Source organism: Simiduia litorea (assembly GCF_042853465.1).
Classification (GTDB): domain Bacteria; phylum Pseudomonadota; class Gammaproteobacteria; order Pseudomonadales; family Cellvibrionaceae; genus Simiduia; species Simiduia litorea.
Genome location: NZ_AP031497.1, coordinates 3,751,242 through 3,775,504, shown reverse-complemented (window position 1 = coordinate 3,775,504; position 24,263 = coordinate 3,751,242). Strand labels below are relative to the sequence as shown.

General features: G+C 50.6%; 20 protein-coding genes. 12 read left to right on the top strand and 8 right to left on the bottom strand.

What is annotated here, in order from left to right; genetic code table 11:
- The first annotated feature begins 96 nt into the window (after positions 1 to 96).
- Both ACGHTT_RS16810 and treF read left to right on the top strand, forming a co-directional pair.
- Positions 97 to 1,353, top strand: coding sequence for an MFS transporter (locus tag ACGHTT_RS16810; RefSeq protein ID WP_390592122.1), 1,257 nt, complete (start codon positions 97 to 99; stop codon positions 1,351 to 1,353).
- A 13-nt stretch (positions 1,354 to 1,366) separates the two neighbouring features.
- Positions 1,367 to 2,908: an alpha,alpha-trehalase TreF gene (gene treF / locus ACGHTT_RS16805; protein ID WP_390592121.1), complete on the top strand. Its 1,542-nt coding sequence runs from the start codon at positions 1,367 to 1,369 to the stop codon at positions 2,906 to 2,908.
- A 129-nt stretch (positions 2,909 to 3,037) separates the two neighbouring features.
- Here treF and ACGHTT_RS16800 read toward each other — a convergent pair whose 3' ends face one another.
- Entirely contained in the window at positions 3,038 to 3,937 is a 900-nt protein-coding gene (locus ACGHTT_RS16800) for a LysR family transcriptional regulator (protein ID WP_390592120.1), read from the bottom strand.
- A gap of 195 nt (positions 3,938 to 4,132) precedes the next feature.
- Here ACGHTT_RS16800 and ACGHTT_RS16795 point away from each other — a divergent pair, with 195 nt between their 5' ends.
- A complete protein-coding gene (locus ACGHTT_RS16795; protein WP_390592119.1) occupies positions 4,133 to 4,753 on the top strand; it encodes a nitroreductase family protein in 621 nt (206 codons plus the stop codon).
- Between the two features lie 128 nt (positions 4,754 to 4,881).
- On the opposite strand, the gene ACGHTT_RS16790 is transcribed toward ACGHTT_RS16795, so the two are convergent.
- Together ACGHTT_RS16790 and ACGHTT_RS16785 are read right to left on the bottom strand one after the other, a co-directional pair.
- The gene (locus tag ACGHTT_RS16790) at positions 4,882 to 6,003 is read right to left on the bottom strand and encodes a PepSY-associated TM helix domain-containing protein (RefSeq protein WP_390592118.1); all 1,122 of its coding nucleotides are present in this window, start codon (positions 6,001 to 6,003) and stop codon (positions 4,882 to 4,884) included.
- Between the two features lie 64 nt (positions 6,004 to 6,067).
- Complete coding sequence (locus ACGHTT_RS16785) at positions 6,068 to 8,194, bottom strand: TonB-dependent siderophore receptor (protein ID WP_390592117.1); 2,127 nt, start codon at positions 8,192 to 8,194, stop codon at positions 6,068 to 6,070.
- Between the two features lie 267 nt (positions 8,195 to 8,461).
- On the opposite strand from ACGHTT_RS16785, the gene ACGHTT_RS16780 reads away from it, so the two are divergent.
- From ACGHTT_RS16780 to ACGHTT_RS16770, 3 genes are all read left to right on the top strand, one after another.
- Positions 8,462 to 9,481 (top strand): hypothetical protein, encoded by a 1,020-nt coding sequence (locus tag ACGHTT_RS16780; protein ID WP_390592116.1) that lies wholly within the window; start codon positions 8,462 to 8,464, stop codon positions 9,479 to 9,481.
- Between the two features lie 94 nt (positions 9,482 to 9,575).
- Positions 9,576 to 10,547, top strand: a complete 972-nt coding sequence (locus tag ACGHTT_RS16775; RefSeq protein ID WP_390592115.1) for a surface lipoprotein assembly modifier — start codon at positions 9,576 to 9,578, stop codon at positions 10,545 to 10,547.
- 38 nt (positions 10,548 to 10,585) lie between these two features.
- Positions 10,586 to 12,280, top strand: a complete 1,695-nt coding sequence (locus ACGHTT_RS16770; protein ID WP_390592114.1) for a TonB-dependent receptor domain-containing protein — start codon at positions 10,586 to 10,588, stop codon at positions 12,278 to 12,280.
- Positions 12,281 to 12,448: 168 nt separating this feature from the next.
- Here ACGHTT_RS16770 and ACGHTT_RS16765 read toward each other — a convergent pair whose 3' ends face one another.
- The 4 genes from ACGHTT_RS16765 to ACGHTT_RS16750 all read right to left on the bottom strand — a co-directional run bounded on the left by ACGHTT_RS16765 (position 12,449) and on the right by ACGHTT_RS16750 (position 15,200).
- On the bottom strand, positions 12,449 to 13,213 hold the full coding sequence (locus ACGHTT_RS16765) for a substrate-binding periplasmic protein (RefSeq protein WP_390592113.1): 765 nt from the start codon (positions 13,211 to 13,213) through the stop codon (positions 12,449 to 12,451).
- Between the two features lie 208 nt (positions 13,214 to 13,421).
- Entirely contained in the window at positions 13,422 to 13,931 is a 510-nt protein-coding gene (locus ACGHTT_RS16760; protein ID WP_390592112.1) for a CC0125/CC1285 family lipoprotein, read from the bottom strand.
- A gap of 10 nt (positions 13,932 to 13,941) precedes the next feature.
- Positions 13,942 to 14,712, bottom strand: a complete 771-nt coding sequence (locus tag ACGHTT_RS16755; protein ID WP_390592111.1) for a hypothetical protein — start codon at positions 14,710 to 14,712, stop codon at positions 13,942 to 13,944.
- On the bottom strand, positions 14,709 to 15,200 hold the full coding sequence (locus tag ACGHTT_RS16750) for an RNA polymerase sigma factor (protein WP_390592110.1): 492 nt from the start codon (positions 15,198 to 15,200) through the stop codon (positions 14,709 to 14,711). Before ACGHTT_RS16750 ends, ACGHTT_RS16755 begins: the two co-directional genes overlap by 4 nt.
- A gap of 224 nt (positions 15,201 to 15,424) precedes the next feature.
- Between ACGHTT_RS16750 and ACGHTT_RS16745 the strand changes: the two genes are divergently transcribed.
- The 4 genes from ACGHTT_RS16745 (at position 15,425) to ACGHTT_RS16730 (ending at position 18,349) form a co-directional block, all read left to right on the top strand.
- Positions 15,425 to 16,831, top strand: a complete 1,407-nt coding sequence (locus tag ACGHTT_RS16745) for a S8 family serine peptidase (protein ID WP_390592109.1) — start codon at positions 15,425 to 15,427, stop codon at positions 16,829 to 16,831.
- A 28-nt stretch (positions 16,832 to 16,859) separates the two neighbouring features.
- Positions 16,860 to 17,258: a hypothetical protein gene (locus tag ACGHTT_RS16740; protein ID WP_390592108.1), complete on the top strand. Its 399-nt coding sequence runs from the start codon at positions 16,860 to 16,862 to the stop codon at positions 17,256 to 17,258.
- Between the two features lie 111 nt (positions 17,259 to 17,369).
- Positions 17,370 to 17,588 carry a DUF6500 family protein gene (locus ACGHTT_RS16735; RefSeq protein ID WP_390592107.1) on the top strand — a complete coding sequence of 73 codons (219 nt, stop codon included), beginning with the start codon at positions 17,370 to 17,372 and terminating at the stop codon, positions 17,586 to 17,588.
- Between the two features lie 155 nt (positions 17,589 to 17,743).
- A complete protein-coding gene (locus ACGHTT_RS16730; RefSeq protein WP_390592105.1) occupies positions 17,744 to 18,349 on the top strand; it encodes a hypothetical protein in 606 nt (201 codons plus the stop codon).
- A 466-nt stretch (positions 18,350 to 18,815) separates the two neighbouring features.
- On the opposite strand, the gene ACGHTT_RS16725 is transcribed toward ACGHTT_RS16730, so the two are convergent.
- Positions 18,816 to 19,436, bottom strand: a complete 621-nt coding sequence (locus tag ACGHTT_RS16725) for a TetR/AcrR family transcriptional regulator (RefSeq protein WP_390592104.1) — start codon at positions 19,434 to 19,436, stop codon at positions 18,816 to 18,818.
- A 236-nt stretch (positions 19,437 to 19,672) separates the two neighbouring features.
- Between ACGHTT_RS16725 and ACGHTT_RS16720 the strand changes: the two genes are divergently transcribed.
- Positions 19,673 to 20,839 carry an efflux RND transporter periplasmic adaptor subunit gene (locus tag ACGHTT_RS16720; RefSeq protein ID WP_390592103.1) on the top strand — a complete coding sequence of 389 codons (1,167 nt, stop codon included), beginning with the start codon at positions 19,673 to 19,675 and terminating at the stop codon, positions 20,837 to 20,839.
- Between the two features lie 79 nt (positions 20,840 to 20,918).
- Positions 20,919 to 24,083, top strand: a complete 3,165-nt coding sequence (locus tag ACGHTT_RS16715; protein ID WP_390592102.1) for an efflux RND transporter permease subunit — start codon at positions 20,919 to 20,921, stop codon at positions 24,081 to 24,083.
- Positions 24,084 to 24,263: the final 180 nt, after the last annotated feature.

The window sequence follows — 24,263 nt, the reverse complement described above, 5'->3', positions numbered from 1 at the left end:
GGCAATTCCGTTCTGCCTTCCTTTAAGGTCGCTTAAATTTCAGTGCTAGGCTTTGGCTAATAAATAGCTGTAGAAACAATAATGTAGAGTGTACTTGTGAATAATTTGATAATGCGTGCGTCACTGTTTATCAACTACTTTGTTTTTGCCATGTTGCTAAACAGTGTAGGAACCGTCATCTTGCAAGTGCAAAATAGCTTGGGGGTGCAAGCCTCTGATGCTGCGATACTCGAGGCTTACAAAGACATTAGCATTGCGCTAACGTCCTTTATCGTAGCGTCATTTTTAGTTCGCGTGGGTTATCGCCGCTGCATGATGATTGCCCTGACCGCGATGACTATCGTGTGCGCACTAGTGCCAAGCGTACCGACCTTCCTAATGACTAAACTCTTATTTCTAGCGACAGGTGTTAGCTTTGCGCTGGTTAAAATTTCAGTATTTGGCAGTCTTGGTCTGTTGGCTAAAGACCAGCGAGATCATGTTAGTACAATGAATTTTCTAGAGGCATTTTTTATGCTTGGCGTGATGGCAGGCTACTTTGTCTTTAGCGCTTTTGTAGATGCTAGACAGCCGGAATCTCTAAACTGGCTAAATGTGTATTACCTATTGGCAGGTCTCAATGCTATCGCGCTGGTGTTGCTGTTGATCGCTAAACTCGACGAAGCCAGCTTGCAGTTAGACAAGGCGCCGGGTTTTGTGCAGGAGTTTACCAGTATGGTGCAGCTCAGTATTCAACCGCTGGTCATTGTTTTTATTGTGAGCGTTTTTCTCTATGTGTTAGTGGAGCAAAGTATCATGTCTTGGCTCCCATCGTTTAACAGCCAAGTGTTACATCTGTCTTCGGCATTGAGTATTGAGATGGCCAGTATTCTTGCCGCATCCACGGCGCTCGGTCGGCTGCTTGCCGGTTTTGTCTTGCGCAGAATGAGCTGGTATTACCTGCTCAATGCGACACTCTTGGTCGCTATCTTATTAGTGCTGGTGGCACTACCTCTGGCCGCAGGTGTTAGCGGAGAGGTTATTTACACCTGGGCCGACGCTCCCTTAGCGGCCTTCGTATTTCCTTTAATTGGCCTTTGCTTAGCGCCTGTTTATCCGGCTATTAATTCCGTTGTGTTGTCGGCATTGCCGGCTCGACAACATGCGCCTATGGCCGGTTTAATTGTGGTTTTTTCGGCGCTGGGCGGAACCCTAGGTTCTTTAATTACCGGGAATATTTTTCAGGTATTCGGCGGCACAACGGCCTTCTATAGTGCCATAGTTCCCATTGGCGCAATTTTAGTGGCCTTGTATTTGTTGAGGCGCTTTGTTGCGCGGCAAACCGAAAGCGTTAGCAGCGCCATGTCGCAATAACGAGGGAATTATTGTGACTATAAATATTGCCCCAGATAAACTGTTTTTGACGTTATTTGAACATGTTCAAGAACAGCAAATTTTTCCAGATTCAAAAACCTTCGTTGATGCGGTTCCAAAATGTGAACCTCGTATTATTTTGGCTGATTACCAGCAGCAAAAAAGTAAGCGATCGTTCAATCTTCTGGCGTTCGTACAAAAATACTTTGATCTGCCTGAATCTAATGACGAAACCTTGGCGCCGATGAGTTCACAGCCATTGGCTGATGAAACGGTGATGCGAGAGCATATAGGAAAAATGTGGTCGCGATTAAAGCGTCAGCCTGAGCCGAAGCGCGCGTTTGATTCGCTGATTGACTTGCCTTATGAATACATAGTGCCAGGCGGTCGTTTTCGCGAAATCTATTACTGGGATTCCTATTTTACATTGCTCGGTTTGGCCGCGAGCGGCGAGACAGCGACGATTCGTGCCATGGTGGATAATTTCGCCTATCTGATCGACGAGTTGGGTTTTGTTCCCAATGGCAATCGCAGTTACTATTGCTCGCGTTCGCAGCCGCCACTGTTTGCATTGATGGTCGAGCTGCTGGTTGATACCGAAAAAGATAAATCGCTCTGGTTGAAATATTTACCTGCTTTAATGCGAGAGTATGGTTACTGGATGGATGGCGGTGATAGCTTACAGCACGGCGGTTCTTATCGCCGCGTGGTCAACTATCGAGGCTGTTTGCTAAATCGTTACTGGGATGACTTAGCGATACCGAGGCAAGAGAGTTACCACGAGGATACTCTTTTGGCGCAGCACGCGGATCAACCTGCCGATCAGTTGTATCGCAATATTCGTGCTGCGTGTGAAACCGGTTGGGATTTTAGTTCGCGTTGGTTGTTAAGGGATAATGACCTAACCAGTTTACGCACCACCGATGTGATCCCCATAGATCTAAATTGCATTTTCATTCGGGTCGAAGAAATTATTGCTAAGGCCTGGGCGCAGGCCGGCGATATGAAAAAGGTAGATTTTTTTACCGGCCGTGCACAAGCGCGAGCTCTTGTCATTCAGCAAACGTTTTACGATGAAGCTGTGGGAGAATTTGTCGATGTACTGTTGCCGAATTTTACCACCAGCGAGCGAGGCTCTATTGCCACCGCGTGGCCGTTATTCGTTGGCGTAGCGACCGACGCGCAAGCGTCAAGGGTGGCTCGACGGTTGGATACGCATTATTTGGCCGCTGGAGGTTGGTTAACAACGAGCCGCACGAGTGGCCAGCAATGGGATGCGCCAAATGGCTGGGCGCCGCTGCAATGGATTGCCTATCAGGGTTTGTTGCGCTACGGCTTTGTCCGGATTGCTAACACGGGTGCGCGGCGTTGGATCGATAACAACATGGCCTGTTTTAAAAGCACGGGCATGTTATTTGAAAAATATGATGTGCAACGTTTAGGCAAGCAGGCTGAAGGTGGTGAGTACCCAGTGCAAAGTGGTTTCGGTTGGACCAATGCTATTTTGTTGTGTTTGATGGACGGCTTGAGCGCGTCAGACGAGGCGGCTCAGTAGGTACCGCTGGGCGCCCGCTTTTTTACTGCGCGCGGATCGGGCGCTCTAAGGTGATTGTCCTGCTTAGCTGGTGCGCCTGGTGTTTGGTGTTAGCTGTGTGCCGAGATTTTCTAGGTCTAGGTGCGATGATCAATTGACCTCAACAAGGTGCGCTGCTAAAAAGTCTATCATCGCACGCACTACCGGTCGGCGGGCGTTAGTGGCCTTCCACATGAGGTAGACCAGCGCATCCTCGTGGCCGCTGATGTTTGCCTGCCAATCAGGTAGCACCTCGACCAACTCGCCAGATGCCAATTCCTGCTCTACGAACCAACGCGCATTAAGAGTGACGCCAAGATCCTGTTTTGCCCATTTGATAACGGCGCTGCCACCACAAGCCGAAAGGATGGCTTCTATGCGCAACTTTTTTGTTTGCTCTGCTTTTTGAAATTGCCAATATGTGTGTTGTTTATTTTTAAACAGCGCTAAGCAGCTGTGGTGTTTCAAATCTTCCGGTTCGTTGATGGCGGGGTGATTTTTCAGGTAGGTAGGGCTGGCTACCAAAATACCTCGGCTCCGAACCAATGGTTTGACGATAAAGTTAGAATCGGCCGGGCGGCCGTACCGCACCGTGAGATCGAAGGGCGACTCGTGTAGGTCGATCATCGTATTGTCTAAGCTGACAACAATTTTCGAGTGAGGGTATTTTTTTTGGAAAAGTGGCAATAGTGGAATGATCTTTTTATCGCCATAGGAGTCGAGCGAGCTAATGCTGACCTGGCCCTCGATATTGGAGGTGAGGGCTTTGAAGGACTGGCGGGTTTCATCCACCGAGTTAAGAATATCGAGGCACTGATGATAAAAGCTTTGCCCGTGCAGCGTTAAGTCCAGCCGCCGCGTGGTGCGGCTAAACAACTGGGTGCCTAGCTCCTGCTCAAGCTTATCTATTTGACGCGCCACGGATGAGGCGTTTTTGTTTAATCGCTTGGCTGCATGACTGAATGAGCCGGCTTCAACCACTTGAACGAAATGTTGCATGGCGTCAAACATGAAAGCTGTCCTCGCTGGCGCCATTGACGCCCAGTATTGGGTGAATGATTGATATTGGTTGAGTGAGGGGTATTGTACCCATTGATTGCTGCGTTTAATGCAAAAGTGTTGATGCACCATAGGTTATTTATGCGCAATACGCTGAGTGTGACACTGCTGCCACCTGAAAATGTGAGCTAATTAGGAGTCAATCACATGGTGTTACAGCAACTGATTCAACAGCGTCGGTCGGTAAAGCAGTTTGAACCGAGCTACACCCTAAGCAATACCGAGATCACACAGTTACTTGAAGACGCGATTCACGCGCCCACCTCATTCAATTTGCAGCATTGGCGCTTTGTTCGGATTTCAGACCCAGCACTACGTAAAGCAATACGCGCGGTTGCTTGGGATCAGGCTCAAGTCACCGACGCATCAGAACTCTTTGTCATTGCCGCCGATGTGAAAGCCTGGGAGCGTGAGCCCGAGCGCTACTGGGCCAGTGCCGATAGCGAGAAGCGGAGTATTTTGCTTGGCATGATCGACGAGTTTTACCGCGGCAGAGAATGGATTCAACGGGATGAGGCCATACGATCGGGCGCCTTCGCAGCGCAAAATATGATGCTCTCTGCTAAATCCCTCGGTTTAGATAGCTGCCCAATGATTGGTTTTAATCAAGAGGCGGTGGCCAAACTTATCAACTTACCCGCTGATCACGTCATTGTGATGATGGTTGCCGTCGGCAAAGCCGCTGGCGACGCCTGGCCTAGGGGCGGCCAGCTGCCACTCAGTGAACTGGTATTTGATAATCAATTCTCGGCACCCGCGCTGGCCTAAGCCGATGAACTAGCTCGGGTGTCCTATCTCAGGTGTCCTATATCGGACGTTTTATATAGGCGCCTGTGGCACTCAGGGCGGCAAAGTGCGGCCCTGAGTTTTCCTACACAACGGCGATTGTATGGGCGCTAGGTTGGATTCGCGCTGAGCGCGCCTGCGGCCAAATGTTTCTGCTTGGCGCGCGCTCGTTGTTTGCGGCGCTTCCACCATAAAGTTACCCCCGTGAGTGCGAGTATCAGCGGTGTTGAGCCGAGTAGTGCCCAAATAATTTTAGATACTAAGCCGGCGAAGTCGCCAAAGTGCAAGCGCCGGTAGCTATCGACAATCGTGGCGCCCAAGCCCGCCGTGCGGATGTCGTAGCTACCCAAGTTTTCGCCGGTTTGGGCCGAGAAGCTGACAGTGCTGGAATATTGGCTGGTGAGGAAGTTGCCAGTGGGCACATCGCCCCAAAATGTAAAGTTGGCGCCGGGTTCCCAGGGGAAGGATATATAGGTGGCGGTGAAACCGTCTACAGTCGACTCCGCGTCGGTGCGCATATTTTCTAGGGATAGATCATCGCTGTAGAGGCGCGCTTGCATCAGGTGATGCTCGTGGCCGTTGGCATGTTCTTCTAGCTCGTGTAAGTAACTTGCGATGTTCCACCAAGCGCCGGTAAACGCGAGGATAAGTAGGATAGGCGATGCAACCACACCCACCATTTTATGCAGGTCGGAAAAGTACACCACCAGTCGGCTATGCCAGCGCAGGGTAAAAAAGTTTTTCCAAAATTTGCGGTGTAAATAAATCCCCGTGATGCCGAGGAGTAAAAGTGCAATGGCAAACACGCTGGTTATCACCAAGCCGGCATCCTCTAAGAGGAAGGTGTAGTGCAATTCCAGCAGCCAATCGGTTAGGTAATGATCGTGCGCGACAGGGGCGGAAAGCACAGCGCCGGTATAGGGGTTTAGGTGCAGGAAGGACCACTCACTGGTGCCTTTTTCCATCACATAGGGTTGATCGGCGCGGGCCTGGTCTTGGTAGAGCACCCAGCCAACAATTTCATAGTTCGGCTGGGCTTTGTTGATGTTGGCCGCGAGTGTGTCTAACGGCAGTCGCTGCGCCCCAGGTTCTATGCTTACTTGATCGGGCATCAGTAAGCTATCTATCTCGTGCTTGAACACCAGTAAACTGCCGGTGACGCAGATCACCAAGAGCGGAATAAAGGCCACTAGTGCAGCCCAGCTGTGAACTTTAAAGAGCGATTTGTTCACGGTGTACCTCGTAAAAATAGTTGCGGGGGCCTTAGCCCCCGTTGTGTATTGCTAACGCGTAAACTTAAAACTGCCAGTTGGCCGATAGGTTGTAGCTGCGCGGTGCGGCGTACCAAGCCTGATCGTACTTCACCGAGCTGAAGTATTTCTCGTCGGTGATGTTGTCTAGGTTCAGGCCAATACTGAGGTCTTGAGTGACCTGGTAGTTGGCGTAGGCGCCAAACAGTGTGTAGCTGTCTTGGTTAATGCGTGCGCCTTGCGGCCCATAGTAGGTGTTGTCCTGCCAGCGCGCAGACAGCCCCAGTTTCAGGTCTGGCAATTGTGATGGGTCCCAAGTTAAGAGCAGTTTGGCGGTATTGCGCGGAATAAAGGTGCGCGCTTCATTGCCATCTGGATCTTCCATGCTCAGGTGGGTAAGCCCCGCCTGAATGCTCACTGTGTCGGTCACGTCGCCCGTGATTTCAAGCTCGACACCTTCGGACTCTACATCGACACCGCGGTAGATGGAGAAGTTGAAATCATCTTCGTAAAAATCGTCATCGACGCCGTCGCCGTCACCGTATTCCTTGAATTCCTGCAGGTTAGATTGCTCGGTGCGGAACAGGGCTAAGGTCACAAGGGTGTTGTTGGCAAAGGTTTTTTTCAGGCCGGCCTCGTAGCTTTTGCCCTCGGCTGAGCCCAGTGATTGTAAGTCTTCACCCAAGACATATTGAGGCTGGTAAATATCGCTGTAGCTGGCGTAGGCATTGAGCCCGTCGATCACTTCCCACGTAGCGCCGATGTAGGGGCTGGTACCATCTTCAGTGGAGCTGGTTGACACGCCGTAGCTGATACCCTCGTTGGTGTAATCCACCGCGTTCAGCCCTAATATGAGGTTGAATGTGTCCGTTAGCGCCAAGTGCACCGAGCCGTACAGGCGGTTCAGTTCAATGTCTTCATTGGCTGACTCATAGGGCGCCGCCCAATTGGGCCTCGTCACTTCGTTGCCTTGCCAGCCGGGAAACGCGGGCATGGAGATAAAGTCGCTCGCCGGTGCGGCGTGGGCGAAGGATTGGGCGTCTCGGCGGGCTGAGCTTAGCCCTAACTGCAAGCTGTGCTGTTGGCCCCAGGCGGTAAAGTCACCTACCAGGCTGGCGTCGAGGATGAGATCTTGTTTTTCGTCATCGTACTTGCCGGGGTAGCTCTCTAAACCTAAGCCGGTATCGGGATCTAGCCCAGTATTGGAGTAGATGTAGAACACCTCGGAGTTTTCGGTGTAGTCGGTGTAGCTGGCGGTCGTGAGCAAGCGCCAGTTGTCGCTGATTTGCCAACCCAGCTCGACAAAGGCCTCATCGGTTTGGGTATTCCAATAAGTCCAATCCATGGTGGTGCTAGTGGATACATCGTAGTCAGCCTGGGTGCCATCCTTGTAAAGTACAGGCAGCGCGCCCCAGAGCACACCGTCGCTGTTATTGGCTTGATGGGTATAACCCGTGGTCAGGGTTAGGTTGTCAGAAAGCTGACCGTCTAGAACGAAGTAAGCTACTTGGCGATCATTGCCATAGTGGTCGAGCCAGCTGTCTTTATCTTGGTAAACACCTACTACCCGCGCGGCCCAGCTGCCGGATTCAGTTAAAGGTGTTGAAACGTCCACCTCGGCGCGCACATTGTTCCACTCGCCTACGGTCATGCGCACGCTACCGTCGAGCTCGTTGGTGGGACGCTTGCGCACATAGTTGATGGTGCCCGAGGGGTTACCGAGCCCCGTCACCAAACCGTTGGAGCCCCGAATCACCTCTACTTTTTCGTAGGTCGCTGTATCTCTGTCGCCCACCAGCAAGTTGCCGAAGGGCATGCCAATACCGTCGACGTGCATGGATGTGATGTCGAAGCCGCGTGCGTTGTAATAGGTGCGGTCGGTCTCGGTGGCGTCCACATTGACACCGGTGGCCATTTTAAGCAGCGAGTTGATATCCACCAAGCCGAATTCTTGGATGGTTTCTACGTTGATGATGGTGAGCGACTGGGGCGTTTCGTACGCGCTTAAGTCTAAGCCGGTGGCGCCGCGGCTTTTCCGATCTTCGCGAATCGCGGTAATAGAAACTTCTTCGCTGAATTGGGCGTCGGCCGCTTGTGCCAGCACGACCGGGCTCGCCACAGGTGTGGCGGCCAGCAGGGCCTTGGATAGGAATATAGGGAGAGATTTTTTCATGACTATTCTCGGTCGTAGCAAATGGAGTGGCGCGATAATACCAAATATAAATCTAAATGAGAACGGTTATTGTTTATGTTTTTTGAGGTGCAAGTGGCTTCTGAAAAAACCCAAGCGTTGAATGGTGTAGGGATGGCTGTTTTGGCTGGAACGAGTGGCGGGTTGTTTGTGCCAGTTGTTTGCAGATGAAAGGTATTTACTTTTTTTGGGAATAAAGCGCTGGCTGCGTCGTTATTTCAGTGAATCAACCAAAAAAGGGAAACCCCCATGTTTAAGCGCACATTACTTTTTACCGCCTGCACCCTGATTTCAACTGCTGCATTTAGCCAAAGTGCCAGTGTCGACGTGCAAGCCTCGGTTAACGTCAATGCTGACATCAACGGTCAAGCGGCGCATTCAACCGAGCAAACCCAAACATCATCTGAAACCAAAAGTGGTACCAACACGGAGGCCAATACCGGCGCTCAAGCCAATGCCAATACACCTAAGTCAACTCAGGCGACTGAACAAGCGCCGGCACCTAAGGGTGAAGCGCTGATGGCTAATTCTGCTAAGACGACGCAAACCTCGAATAATCGCCTCAATGGCTTAGCGCATAGTGTTAGCACCCGCGGACTGGTTACCGGTGTTCAGGGCTCACTCATGCAAACTTCTCAGGCAACGTTGGCAGGTACGGCGGAGCTTTCGAATCCGTCTTTGGCGGCCAATGTCGGTGCCGTGTCTAGCGTTGCCGGTGCTGCTGAACGCAGCGGTGAAAACACCGCAGTATCCTCAGCTCAGGCGAGCAAAAACATCGCCCTGAGCGCACAAAAATCTATTGCCGGTGTGAATCAGCAAGGTCAAATCGCCGGTGCGGCAGTGGTTAATGCGTCATCGCAAGACGATGCCTCGGCTCAGGTAATTACGGGCCTAGCCGGCAGTGCGGAGCAAACGACTGAGCTGACTGGGCAGGCGATGTCGGCGCTATCGAGTAATACAGTCGCCAATACAGCAGGCGCGGTCTCCTCACATTTGGCGGCGACCTCTGATCTGGCCGTTAGCTTGGATGGCGCAGTGAGTTCGGCCGCTGATGCGGCACTGGCTGCGAATCTCGCTGGCGATGTTTCGGGTGCGGTAAACGGCGGGGTTGAAGGCGCCGTACAGGGCGCAGTGGATGCCGCTGTTGATGGCGCTGTGTCGGGTGCCGTTAACGACCAGATCTCGGCTTCCGTGAACGAGCAAATTAACAGCGCCGTTGCGGCGGCGGTAAATAGCTCGGTCACCGATGCCATTACCGGTCAGCTGTAACTAAGGTCTAGCACAGTGGGGCGTCGAGTAGCGGCGCCTCGTCTTCACAAGTTTCCAATTTTTAAAACATTCATTTTTTAACGAGGTAGCCGCCATGAGCAAGCTAGCCAAATTTTTTGCAACAAAATATGCGCCATTGAATGTGGGTATTGGCGCGCTACTCGGCAGTTTACTTTTGAGTCAGCCGGCATTGGCGCAAACTCCAAGCTTAAATCTACAGCTCGACCTAGGTGCCGAATACGATAGCAACGTCAGCGTAAAAGAGTTGGATAGAGTCACCAATGTCGGTGATTGGGCGGGTGTTATTCATGTGGGCGCCAAAACTGAGTGGGCGGCAACGGATAAGTTCAAGTTGCGCGCGGGCATTTATCACGATCATAAACGCTATGCGGAATTTGATGCCTTTGATCTGGATGTTAGCCGCGGCAATGTCGACGCGAGCTATGATTTCAGCGCACTTACCTTGGGGGTGAGTCACGATGTGGCGCTGGCGCGCTTAGATCAGCAAGATTTTTTACATTTGGCGCAAACGCGTTTATACGCCAGTAAACTGATGAGTCAAAATCTCTATTTACGCGGCCAGTTTACTCAGCAAGTCAAAAACTTTTCCGATCAACCCGAGCGAGATGCAGACAGTCAACTTTGGGGTGGCGATATCTACTGGTTTATGAATCAAGCGAAGAGCTTTGTGAGTCTAGGCTTAGATCGCGAGGACGAAGTCGCGCAGCAGCATAACTACAGCTATGAGGGCGTTAACCTACGCGCGCGCTGGTCGCATAAATTCACCCTGCTGGGCTTTGAGAGTCAAACACAACTCGGCTGGCGCTACTCGGATAGAGATTACCAAGGCCCAGGTTTAGAGCCGCGCGCGAATGCCTTTGGTGAAACGGAAGCGCTGCCTAATCGCGCCGATCGCCAGCAGCACTGGGAAGCAAAATGGATTGTTGGACTTAACGATTATGTGAGCTTGGCTGCAAAAATTGATTACGCTGATTACCGGTCAAACTTAGACAGCGCCAGCTATCAGGAAACCGTGAGTGCCGTTCAGCTGCAAACACGTTTTTAAATGTAATCGCCCAATAAAACAACGAGGTAAAAAAGTCGGTGTACACGGGTGAGGGCAGCATCGACGATTACGTGTATACCTTGGTTGATTACGACAACCTCGATTTAGAAGCGGGCACTTGGCAAGTGTTTGACTCGGTAAGTGGCTCGGGCGAAGTAAGGCAAGGTAGTGGCAACGTTCGTACCTTGGTAACCGGTACTTACGAAACCTTGGAAGTTGATTCGAACGCTTTCGAAGTGAATTTCAAGCGCGAGTTAGAGTTGCCCGTACTACCTAATGTGCAATTTGGCTACCGTTACTCTGAAGATAGCCAAAGCTCCGACCGTTTGCGCCACTCGCCTACCGGCATCGATTTAAATGGTATTTTGGTTAACTCCGCACGTATCGATCCGGCGTATGCGTCACAAGGTGATTTTTTCGGTGTCACCATCAATGGTTTTGCCGGTGCCGGTGCCGGTGCAGGTGCCGGATCAGGTTGGTATGCCCTCGATGTGGATGCTATTAACAGTGCCGCTGTGGCTACCTTAGGTACCGTAAATCCAGACCCAGTGAGAGGTGAAATACCAGTTGTTGTGCCCTCGAGCGGCTTAATTGCTCGCGGTGGTCAGCAAAGTGCTGGTTTGGTGTACGACGTTGATCTCAATACCAGTGCCGCTTATTTGATGGCTGATTTAGATTTCAATGTTGCCAACCTACCGGTGCAAGGTAATGTGGGCGTTCGCTACGTGAATTCTGAGCAGGATGCCAGTGCACCTTTCTATGCCTTCGGTGCTACGGATATTAACAACCCAGAAGATCGTCACGTTAAAAATTCTTACGATTACTTTTTGCCGAGCTTGAACTTGGCGATGGATGTTACCGAAGATGTGCGCCTGCGGGTTGCCTACAGCGAAATGATGTCTCGCCCCAAGGTCCGCGCCGCAACGCCATCCACGTCAGTGACTACCCGCACAGGTGAGGCGATAGTGGTGTTGCCAGGTGCGGATGTCGATCCCTTTACTGCGCAAGCCTACGATATCTCTTTAGAGTGGTATAACCGCGAAGGTAGCGCCGTTACGTTTGCGCTGTTCAGAAAAGACATCGACAATTTTTTCACCTTGGTCGGTTCCTGTGATCAAGACCTGTTGGCCGGGTACGGCTTGAACATGGGCAGCTTGTCTATGGTTGGCGATAGCTGTATTACCGGCGGTGCCGATAGTTTTGATGCGATTGATCCTAACTACATTGCCGCTGGCAACGAAGTGAATATTAGCCAAGTGCAGAACATCGATTCGAGAATCAAAGTGCAAGGTTATGAACTTTCAATTCAACAGAACCTGAACTGCTTGCCTTACCCTTGGAACGGCTTCGGCGGTATCATCAATTACTCGAAAACGTCTGAGGATGCACCGCTGAATGCGCAAATTTCGGGTATCTCTGACGATACGTACAACGTGATTGGTTACGACGAGCAAGGTCAATTCGGTATTGGCTTGTCCACTAATTGCCGCAGTGATTACGAATTGGAAAGCGTGGGTACGTTCAATGGCGAAGGTAATAAGAATGTTAAAGCAGCGGGTCGTGTTGATATGTCCGCCTTTTACAACATTACAAAAAACTTCGGCGAGTCTTTGAAAGGTTACAATCTGAAGAAAACCTTGTATGAAGAGTATCAAGATGTAGAGTTTCAGCCGCGTTCTACACACTACGATGGTCGCACCGTCGTGCTGCAAGGTAAGTACAACTTCTTCTAAAATTGTTTAGACGTTAGTTAAAAAAACACCTGCTTAGGCCGGTGTTTTTTTAATATTCATTAATCTTAAGGTGCTGAAAGATGAGTCGTTAGCTGGGGATTGCCATCCGCTTAGCAATTTGTCCTGAGGCGAATGGTCCGCTCTAGCGTTTTTAGTTGGCCCCAGCCTTTATCGCTTTTTTCTAGGTGATAGACCGCACAGTGTCGACCCAGTCTCTAGTTTCGTTTCGATGACGTGGTTAACTCGTTCGATAAAACTCTGATCGAGCCCGTTAAAAGCCAATTCGGTATTTTCTTCCCATACCAGTATGTCAATTTTCTCGATCGCGTTTTGAAGTTCTTGTGTTTGGCTTGCGAGCCAATTTTCCGAGGCAATAATTAAGTCGCCGCGGCCCGCTATTAACATTTTACTTGCCTGCTGAGCGCCTAGCGGTGCATAAATCAGTTGGCCGGCACATTGGTCGCCGTTTACGAGAGCGTCCACCTTTGGGCCAAAGTGGCCGCGCGGGGGCAAAATCAGTTTGGCACTGCGCATGGTGGTGTCACACCACTGCTTAATGTTTTTGCTCACGGTCGAACCTTTGTTGCCGTAGAGTATCAACCTATGGGTTGCAATGGGTTCACTGAATTGAAATTGTTTTTCGCGCTCGGGTGTGCGCGAAAGTCCTAGTAGTACTTGTACTTGACCATCTAACAATAATCGCATGCGACGCGACATGTTGGCTTTAATAGGTAAAAACGTAATTGGACAGCTCACCTCTTGAAACAGTTCAGTTAACCATTGGTCGGCGCAGGGAAAGTTCTGCATGGGTAAAGATTTTAGAGGGGTGGGGCATTGATTGGCGTAAGCGTTCAAGGGGCTTAGGCAGGCGAGGAGTAATAGTGTATTTGAGGCTTTTGTGAGTGATCGACCGGTCAGGTTTAAAAGATCCATAAAACTCCAGGATTTTCAAGAAGAGACTAAATGCGCTCTTCCATATTATGCCGCATCTGCCCTGTCTATGTTTAACACATTTTTATCGCGCGACTTATTCTTATCGCAGCCTAGGTAGGACTTCACCTAATAAGCGAAGGCTCGCCTATTAGGTGTTGGTTTAGATTATGGCCCAATAGGGCTTTTCATTGTATGTGTGATTGCGGCTTTATCTTGCTGATTTTCCTATGCTCTCGCTAATTTCTCGTGCGTCGTAGGTATCACCGGTTGCGGGTTTAACACCCTTGCCTAAGCGTATTTCTAGGCTGGCGATGGCGAAGTCTTTACCGGTACCGCTACTCATGCCTACGCCGTATTGCGTGGTTGGGTGAGTTTGCGTGGTACAGCTGAGTAAGCCGCAACTCTTGGTTACGGTGTAACCAGTTGTCATATCAGTGCTTATATTGTCGTCAGATTTTTCTATCTGCGTTTCGCGATCTACCACGACAAACCAATCGTAGCCTTGCGCCAAGGTTAGCTCGGCGGCGCGCAACAAAGCGTAATTTTTTGCTTGGCTGGCGCGGCGGCTTTTGTCTTTATAGTCGATGCGATAACGGTTTTCGCTAATCTCTGTTTCCGTGTAACCGTAGCCACTGCCGGCAGCAGGTTTGTAGCCGCTGTTGCTAGCACAACCCAGAAGGGAGAGTAATATCAATCCGGTGCTCATTAACATTTTCATGGCGTTATCCTCACTTTTCGGTTGTTTGATGCTGAGTTTGATTGTTGTTTATCCAGCCTTCGGCAATTGCCTTAGCTTCTTGGCTGCGGTTTAAAAAATTGCCCACGGCCATTTTATCTACGAGTTCCACAATGGCTTTATCGTTGCTCGCGGTTTGGTATTGCTGGCCGTTAGTTGTTTCAGTGTTAGCAAGAGTCAGAACGGCTACTGATTGCCAGCTTTGATGATTGCGGCAGGCGATACCTTGAGTCACGTCAGTTTGGCTGCTGGCTTGATACTGGCGGCACCATTGGCCGTCGCTATTGGTAAACGACACTTTTGTTGTTAGCTCGCCCCCGGTGTTAAGTTGCAGGGTTTCGCCACTGGGTAAAGTGTCCAGCGCTTGTGCTAGTTCCTGCCAGTTTGTATCGGCGCTTAGCCCTGGGGTTAGCCAGTGGTTCATGGCAATACCGATGGCGAGCGCAACACTAGCCGCCATGGCCAGATGTTGCGGGGCAAACTGGGGAAAATGAAAAATTTTGGCGCTGGTTTTTGGCGCTGGTTTTTCTTGCTCGCTCTGTTGTTTGGCGCTCGCTGCAATCATGTCGGTGATGGCCGTCGGCATAGGTTGCTCGTCAATGCGTTGATAGCAAGCTTGCAGCTGGCTGTCCACCGCTGCCAGTTCGGCTAAACGGTTGGCGAGGCTTTCGTCGTCGGCGATGCGCTCGCGTATGGCGCTCATCTCCGCCTCCGGTAGCTCTGCGTCTAAAAAGGCCGATAGTTTTTCGTCGTTAATATTCATGCTGTAATCCTCTCGGCGGGGTTATCTAAGGTGTTGGCCAGCGCCGCTCTGGCGCGGGCGAGCCGGCTCATGACCGTGCCCATGGGAATGCATAAAATTTCTGCCACATCTTTGTAGGCTAAACCCTGCAGGCAAACTAAGGCGATGATGGAGCGCTGTTCATCGGGCAGTGTCTGCATGGCACGGTTGACGCGGTCGAGTGTCATTTTCTGTTCCATAGCGTGTTCGCCATCAATAATTTGGCCCTCGGTAAGTTCGGGTGATTGCGCCGCTGTTTGGCGGGTCTTTTGAGCTCGGTAGTCGTCGATCCACTGGTTGCGGCAAACCCGAAAAGCCCACTTTGCCAAGGGCACGTCGCTAGGTGCAGGTTTTGCTAATAACTTCTCCACCGTGTTTTGCAGCAGGTCGTCGGCATCCGCCATCTGGCCTGTAAGGGAGAAGGCAAAGCGTCTTAAGGCCGGCAGTAGTTCAGTTAATTCGTTGTGCATTGGTTAGTTTCCCCTTGTTACAACCTGTTAACGTGCGGGCTTGGCTTTTATTCCCGAAAATAGGGAATATTTTTCGAGCGGGGTCGTTATCTTACTGAGGGCTTGGCTTTGAGCCCCTTGTACGCCTTAATGGTTCTAGTTCAACGCGTCTAGAACAGGTAGGCTTATTAATGATTGCGGCCTAGATCTGTCGATTATCGATAGGCGGCCTAAGGATAACGACCATGACGATAAAACGCACGGTGCTCATCGCCGGCTTGCTCATCTACGCTTGTGTGCTGCCAGTCACGAGTTATGGCCAACTGCCGGCAACTCAAGTTGTCACCGGACAAATTGATCAGCTCGGGCGCAGCGCTAGTGATGTGGCTAATGACATTGGTAATCGCCTAGATGAAGCCGCACTGGCAGCACAAAAAGAAGCCAGAAAGGCCGAGGCCTTGGCACGTGACGCCGCGCTCGATCCCATCGCCCGAGCCTTAACTAACCCTCTCGCGCAATTGCCCAACGCCTTGCCCATTATCAATCCGGCCGGGCAGCTCGCCCATGTGGAAGTTATTGTGGAGGACGGCTGGCGCGCGGTGGCGCGGGAGTGGTTAGTGTGGATGCCGGTCGAGCAGCAACGTGAGTTAACACAATTGCCCGGTGTTGACGTTCTGAGCAGCGAACCCATGCCGGGTTTGGGGTTGGTGTTGGTGCGCTTCCAAGCTAGTGAGGCCTTGGATTCCCGCGCCGCTTTAGAGAAACTTTTACCTGCGTCTTGGCGGGCGAGCTTAGATCGCAATCACATTTTTACCAGCCAAACACAGGCTACGGCGCGCGATCTTGGCGTTAGCGCAACGCCCACAACAGAGTTCGATAAAAGAGATGCCGTTACTTGCGCTGCACCGGTGCGGGTGGGCATGGTGGACACCCAGGTACAGACAAACCACCCTGCGTTTGCCAATGCCACTATCGTCAGTGAATCATTTTTACCTGCACAATTAGCTGCACCGTCAGCGCATGGCACAGCGGTAGCCGGTCTATTAATCGGTAGCGGCGAGGGCTTGAATGCATCATTAGTAAACGCCGATTTATTTGCCGCCTCTGCGTTTTATGCGCGCTCCGATTATTCCCAAGGAGCCACCACCCAGAGTTTATTGCAGGCGTTAAATTGGTTGGCAACAGAAAAGGTTCAGGTCATTAATTTATCGCTCGCCGGGCCTCCCAATCAATTGTTGGGGCTCGCCGTAGCGCGATTGGCTCAGCAACAAATCGCCTTGGTTGCCGCTGTTGGTAATGAAGGTCCGGCGGCCCCGGCACTTTATCCAGCGGCCTACCCGCAAGTGATCGGCGTCACGGCAGTAGATAGCGAGCACAATATATATCGCTGGGCTAACCAGGGTGAGCAGGTGGATTTTGCGGCGCTGGGAGTGTCGGTGTTAACCGTTCGTGCGCAATCTGAGCAACAGCCTTTGGCCTATGGTCGAGAAACGGGAACCTCCATGGCCACGCCTATTGTTACCGCGCGTTTGGCTTGCGCCATGGCGCAAGGTTTAACCACTTCTGATGCCGTAGCTCAGTTAAAAAAGAACGTTCTCGATTTAGGTGAACCAGGGCGGGATGCGGTGTTTGGGGTTGGGATGATTTTGTGAGCTTTGCAGGTATGGCGGGTAAAAATAAATGACGAGTATTTACAAAAGCCTCATCACCATGGGCGCAGCGCTGTTCTTTATTGTTGTTTTTTATATTTTCTCGGAAATTAACAGAGGCCAAGTACTCGTTAGCGTCGCTGAAGACCCGGTTGCGTCCTTGGCCAGAGGTTTTGCTCATGCTGAAGCCGACTTCAAAGATGGGCATGCACACTTCCTGCGGTTTGACGGCCAATACTTAGCGGTTCCTGATTATGAAATCACGCATTCGTTTAAGGAGCATGCTGAAATACTTAGGTTGTTCTGCGGTTTTGGTTTGTTTACCAACGATGTAGCTTTGCGAATTTCCGACTATGAATACAATGCCGTGTATGTAACGGCTTACAATACTCGACTCAAAACGTTGGCGAGTAGAAACCCCGCTCCTTAAACTTAGCAAACGACTCTGTGTTGGCAAGGTGAGATAGGGCTGGCATAGTGCATGTTTAGCGACGCTAGTATGCTGTTCGTATAGCCACGTGACCAAAGGTATGAGTGATCGATGAGACAAGCATTAAGAGCGAAGATAGTGGAGGTTTGCAGCAAAAAAATCGCCGTTAAAGGTGAGGATGTGGGCGTTTCCTTTTATGCATTCTTTGCCAATAAAAATGATGATCCAGAGCTGCTCATGGAGGCTGCTACCTGGTGGATAAAAACCCATAAGTTAGATCATTTCGTTAAGGCTCGTAAAATTCTTGCGATGATAGAGGGCGGATTGTAGTGAAAGTTGTAGGAAGCCTTTGCTTCAATAGGTTTTCTTAGGTTTTTTCTAGCCTAATATAAAAATATTTTTACTAGCGTTTTAATTCTAGAGTGGCTTTACACCCCAAAAGGTTTTATCCACTGAAAGCGTCAAACGGTTTAAGGAGTTAAACATTGAGTATTCGCTACAGACATTATCCGGTGTTACTCATGTTCGGTGTCTTGTGTTCGGGATGTACATTGACGTCCTTTCCTATTTATCAAGCGCCTGTGCCTAATAGTAAGGCCGTTGTATTTGATATTGATGGCACCCTGACGCCGAAGCCGTCAGCGATATTTTCTGTGCGCCAAGATGCCGCCAGCACAGTGCATTTGTTTTCCGAGCACGGTTATAAAATTATCTATTTGAGTGCACGTGTTGCGCTGCTACAGGGAGGCATTCCTAGCTGGTTAGCTGAAAACGGCTTTCCGGAAGGCAGTATTCATGTGCCGGGAAGCGCTGAAGACAGTGTTGATCATGCGGCTTTTAAGGCGCGGGTATTGAATCAGTACCAAAATAAAGGCTGGGTGATAGCTGCCGGTTTTGGCGATTCTTCCACCGATTTCGAGGCCTATGCACAGGTGGGGCTAGAGGCGAGCTCTGTATTTGCACTGCAGCGGCAAGGCGAGGGGGCGTGTTTGTCTGGCGCTTGGGCTTATTGTTTCAATTCTTGGTCCGCACAGCGCGTGCACTTGGAAACGTGGATACAGAATGATCAAAAGGGCGCTACCCTTGATTAACCCAATGTTGTTTCTCGCCAGGTTTTTATCCCCTCGTAACATCGTCCTGCCCATGCTCGGTAGGTGTATTAGCTAACTAGTAAACCGAGCTGTGTTTTGTTTTTCGACTTCACCGTTATTTTCAGTATTGGGTAATTTCACCGTCGTAATCGTACCTGAACGCATTGGAATATTGAGCAAGTTTGGATTCTGGAGTTAGAAAATCACCAACAGCTGAATGACTTGGCAAAGTTAGGTGACGAATCGGGCGATACGAAATTTATGAGTCCACTCGCAGTACAGTGTCTTTGGTTTAGAGCTGGGGATAGTGTTTTACAGGCAGAAAATTAACCGCTCGCTGCTAGTGTGAATGTGTTTGTCGCCCTTGGTGTGCACCTGAGTGGAGTGGGAGATATTCAGGCGTTCCATAAGGGGAGCTGGAGACGCCCATGGATTGTATGAGTGTCGCATTTGCCGTGTCGATGTTTTAAAGGCTGGTATGCTCCGGCCAGAACTCCGCTTTAAGACCAATAATGCGATACACGCCTAAAGGCAGGTCGCGCCGGATGTTGGCGAGGTCCTGAATCAGGCGCGCGTGATTAAGTGCGCCGTGGATATAGTGTTGCAGCAACCGAGAGACCTGTTCTGTGTCTAGGTTGTCATCTAAATAGCCGCCATTTCTTAAATTGTTAATGAGCGCTAAGTTGTATTTATCGGCGCGATTTACCATGGATTGCATGGATGCCATAATTTTTGATTCGCCGCAGCCGGATTGTTGGCTGGCGGTAAAGAATGGACAGCCCGGCATGTGCTCTGGGTCGTTGCCAATTTTCTTTTCGAACAAATAATCTATCCACATGTGCAATTGCTCGAGTGGTGTGTTCACTGGTGACAGTAAGCCATCCAAATCGCCGCGTATTTTTTCCCAGTAGTAATCGGTTGCCTCGCAAAAGAGCTCGGCTTTGGACTCGAAGTGGTGGTAGAAGCTGCCTTTGGTAACACCTGCTTTTTTGCAAATTTCATTGACGCCAACGGCGTTGTAATTGCTCTGCCAAATCAAATCGAGGGCAGTATCTAACAGGTGGGTTCGGGTTTGTGCGACTGTCATGGCGTATGGCTCTTCAATGCTCTTTTTAATAGACCGGTTGGTATGGTTATAGTTCCGGACTGATCTAAATTACCTTCTGAAGCCCAGTAAAGCAAGCTTTAAGCCCGAGAGCCTCTGTTTGCGCTGTGTTTTCTTAGGCATTTTATCGCGGCTTCCGTTGACAGCCATACCAACCGGTATGTATGCTTGCCGCCATCAGTCATATTGAGCCCACCCGTGTGGTGCATGGAGAGGTTATGAGCGCAAGCGCATTGTGGAGAAAAATCGCCCCCAGAGGGCTAGTGCTAGGTCTGTTGGGCACGGGCTTTGGCTTGGCCTATTTAAGTGGGCCAAGTGTTGCTGAGCAACCCATGGCGCCACCACCGCCCCACGTTGAATTGTTGGAGCTACAGCCCGAGGCCGTGCGCGCTTGGGTCAGCTATTCTGGCCGTCTGGCGCCGGTGCAAAGTGTTCACATAAAGCCTCAGGTGAGTGGCCGCATTGAGAAAGTGCTGTTTGCCGAAGGTGATTTGGTTAAGCAGGGGCAGTCATTGTTCGTGATTGATTTGCGACCGCACCAAGCGCAGGTTCAGCAAGCCAAGGCGCAGTTAACCACGGCACAAAGTCGCGCTCGCTTAGCAGGGGATGAATTGGCGCGCGTAAGTCAGTTGATCGAGAAAAAATTAGTCGCACAAAGTGTGTACGACACGGCCCTATCTAATCAGCAGGTTTCAGATGCTGCGGTGTTGCAGGCGCAGGCGGAGCTGGATCAAGCTGCACTTAATCTCGAGTACGCACAAATTAAGGCGCCTATTTCGGGTCGAATCAGTCGCGCCGAATTGACGCGGGGCAATTTGGTGGATGCCGGCGCCAGTGCTCCGATTCTGGCGACCATCGTAGCTAACGACAAATTGTTTGCCGAGTTCAATGTCGATGAGTCGAGTTACCTGCGTTTTGTGCGCAACGTAAAGACAGCGTCGGAGATGCCGGTTGAGATGACGTTGGCGGCCGATGACAGCGTTGTTTATCACGGTCATATTGCCTCGTTTGATAACCAGTTGGATGCGCGCACGGGCACGATCCGTGCACGCGCACTGTTCGACAATGCCGATGGTGCTCTAACCTCGGGCATGTTTGCCACCTTGCGTTTAGGGGCCGCACAAGAAGTACCGGCGCTGTTGGTGCCAGAGCGCGCCGTAGGTACCAACCAAAACAAGAAATTTGTGATGGTGGTTGATGCACAAAATATCGCCCAGTATCGCGAAGTTGTGTTGGGCGATTATGTACGCGGTCAGCGCGTCGTGAGCACCGGTCTTGAGGCGGGCGAAAAAGTTATTGTCAATGGCCTGTCTCACGTGCGCCCGGGTATGCCGGTGCAGCCGCAAAAGGTTACCGCTGAACCAGCACTCGCACACACTAAGTAATTTACCGCTAAGCCACACCAGTGCACCGCAAGTTTTCTATTTGCGGTGCGTTACTGCGTTTCGTCATGGTTAATAGTTTATGAATATTTCTCGCTTTTTCGTGGATCGACCTATTTTCGCTGGTGTCATTTCACTGCTGATTTTTATTGGCGGTTTAATTGCCATGTTTCAATTACCGGTATCAGAATACCCGGAAGTAGCTCCACCTTCGGTGGTAGTCAGTACTGCTTACCCAGGGGCAAATCCGAAGGTCATCGCAGAAACCTTAGCCACGCCTTTAGAAGAGCAGTTAAGTGGCGTGGAAAATATGTTGTACATGTTTTCGCAGGCAACCACAGATGGCCGGTTGAATTTAACGGTGACGTTCAAAATTGGCACGGATCCCGATTTGGCTCAGCAAATGGTGCAAAATCGGGTTTCTCAAGCGCTGCCAAGGTTGCCAGATGTGACCCGTCAAGCGGGTGTGGTGGTGACCAAGAGTTCGCCCGACTTGACCATGGTGGTGCATTTAGTATCGCCGGAAAAAACGTACGATGCCTTGTACTTGCGCAACTATGCGCTGGTAAATATTAAGGATGCCTTGGCGAAAGTGCAGGGCGTTGGCATGGTGCGTTTATTTGGCTCTGGCGACTACGCCATGCGCATCTGGCTTAATCCTGAGAAAATCGCCGAGCGCGGCTTAACGGCCGGCGATGTTGTTAGCGCCATACAAGAGCAAAATTTACAAGTAGCCGCCGGTGTGATTGGGGCCGCGCCCTTTGCTAGTCCTGTTGATGTGCAGCTACCGATTAGCGCCAAGGGGCGCTTGAGTAGCCCTGAGGAATTTGGCGAGATTATTATTCGCACTGGCAGTACTGGCGAAGTAACGCGTTTAGATGATGTGGCTCGCATCGAGCTAAGCGCGGCGGAATATAGTTTGAATTCCATGCTCGATAACCAACCCGCAGTCGCCATTCCTATATTTCAGGCGCCCGGTGCCAATGCTATTGAGATTTCTAATGGTGTGCGCCAAATAATGGCGGAACTGAGTGAAAACTTTCCGCAAGATGTAGAGTTTCGCATTGTCTACGACCCCACGGTGTTTGTGCAATCATCTATCAAGGCTGTTGTAAAAACACTACTGGAAGCATTGGCGCTGGTGGTGCTGGTGGTAATTCTGTTTTTACAAACTTGGCGCGCGTCCATTATACCGCTGCTGGCAGTACCGGTTTCCATTGTTGGTACCTTTTCACTGATGTGGATGTTTGGCTTTTCCATCAACACCTTGTCTCTATTTGGTTTGGTGTTGGCGATTGGTATTGTGGTAGACGATGCCATCGTCGTTGTCGAAAATGTCGAGCGCAACATTGAAGAAGGCTTGGCGCCGTTGCTGGCAACCTACAAAGCCATGCAGGAGGTGAGCGGGCCTATCATCGCGATCTCACTCACCTTGGTGGCGGTGTTTGTGCCTATCGCGTTTGTGAGTGGTCTTACCGGGCAATTCTATAAGCAGTTCGCGTTAACGATTGCCATTTCCACCGTTATCTCTGCGATTAATTCCTTAACCTTAAGCCCAGCCTTGGCCGCCTTACTGCTTAAATCACACGATGCGCCTAAGGACAAACTAACGCTGGGTATGGAGAAAGTATTTGGCAAATTTTTTGCGTGGTTTAATAAAAGTTTCAGTCGTAGTTCTAACCAATATGCGCGTGGTGTCAGTGGCATTCTAGGGCGTAAAACGTTGGCGCTGGGTTTCTATGTTGTACTGCTAGTGATCACCGCGGGCGAGTTTATGGTTATCCCGAAAGGCTTTGTACCGGCGCAAGATAAACAATATCTTATCGGTTTTGCGCAACTGCCCGATGGTGCCACGCTGTCACGTACCCAAGCGGTAGTCGAAGAAATGGGTCGGATCGCCTTGGCTGAGCCGGGTGTCGATCACGCGGTGCAGTTCCCAGGTTTGAGTATTAATGGCTTTACCAGCAGCGCAAGCGCTGGCATTGTGTTTTTGCCTTTGGCGCCTTTTTCCGAACGTGGTAGCGAAGAGTTTTCTGCCGGTGCAATTGCACACAAACTGCAAATGAAATACGCGGGTATTGAAGAGGCATTTATTGCCGTTTTCCCGCCACCACCGGTCATGGGCTTGGGGACAACCGGTGGTTTCAAATTGCAAATTGAAGATCGCGCCGGGCTTGGATATGAGGCCTTAGCGGAGGCAGTGGAGAAAGCGCAGCAGTTGGCGTGGCAGCAGCCAGAGTTGGCAGCTGTTTATTCTAATTACAAAATAAACGTGCCCCAGCTTTATGCCGATGTAGATCGTACCAAAGCGAAGCAGCTGGGTTTGAATATCAAAGAAATTTTTGACAGTTTGCAAATTTACCTAGGCTCTCTGTACGTCAATGATTTCAATCAGTTCGGTAGAACTTATCAGGTTATCGTGCAGGCCGATGCGCCATTCCGCGATGCGCCTGATGATGCGCTGCGGTTAAAGGTGCGCAATCAACAAGGTGATATGGTGCCATTGGGCGCAGTGTTGCAACTGCTTGAAAGCTATGGGCCTGAAAGTGCTGCGCATTACAATGGCTATCTTGCAGCGGATTTAAATGGCAATGCAGCGCCAGGTTATTCGAGCGGTCAGGCTCAAGATGCAATCACCCGCGTGCTAGAGCAAACATTACCGCCTGGCATCGCTTTCGAGTGGACCGAATTAACTTATCAAGAGGTGTTGGCCGGCAATACAACTGTCTATATTCTGCCCTTGTGTCTACTTTTGGTTTTCCTTGTTTTGGCAGCGCAATATGAAAGTTTAGCCTTGCCTTTGGTGGTGATTAGTATTGTGCCGCTATCGATATTATCGGCGCTATTTGGCGTTTGGCTGATTGGTGGTGACAATAATATTTTCACCCAGGTGAGCTTGTTTGTACTTGCGGGGCTGGCGAGTAAAAATGCTATTTTGATTGTCGAGTTTGCTCGGGAACTTGAGCAGCGTGGTATGGCAACCTTAGAAGCGGCAATTACTGCTAGCCGCATGCGTTTGCGACCCATTTTGATGACCTCCTTCGCATTTATCATGGGCGTGGTGCCGATGGTGTTTTCCTCAGGCGCCGGCGCCGAAATGCGTAGCGTTATGGGTATTGCGGTATTCTCCGGTATGCTTGGGGTGACTATTTTTGGTTTGTTTTTTACGCCTTTATTCTATGTGCTGTTGCGGCGTTTGGAGACTGGCGGTGCAGAAAAGTCTGTCACAGTAAAAGTAGAGAGCTAAGCATAGCAATAGTTCATTCGCCTACGGATGTTTTCACGTTTGAGGTCACTGTAGAGTCTGAGCTTATCTGACACAAGGTATCTAGGGAGGGTGCGTTGTAATCAGATACGCTCAGGCTGTTTCGTTTTTCGTGATCCTATCTGCCAGAGTCTTTGGTGTGTTGATGTAGAATGTTGGCGA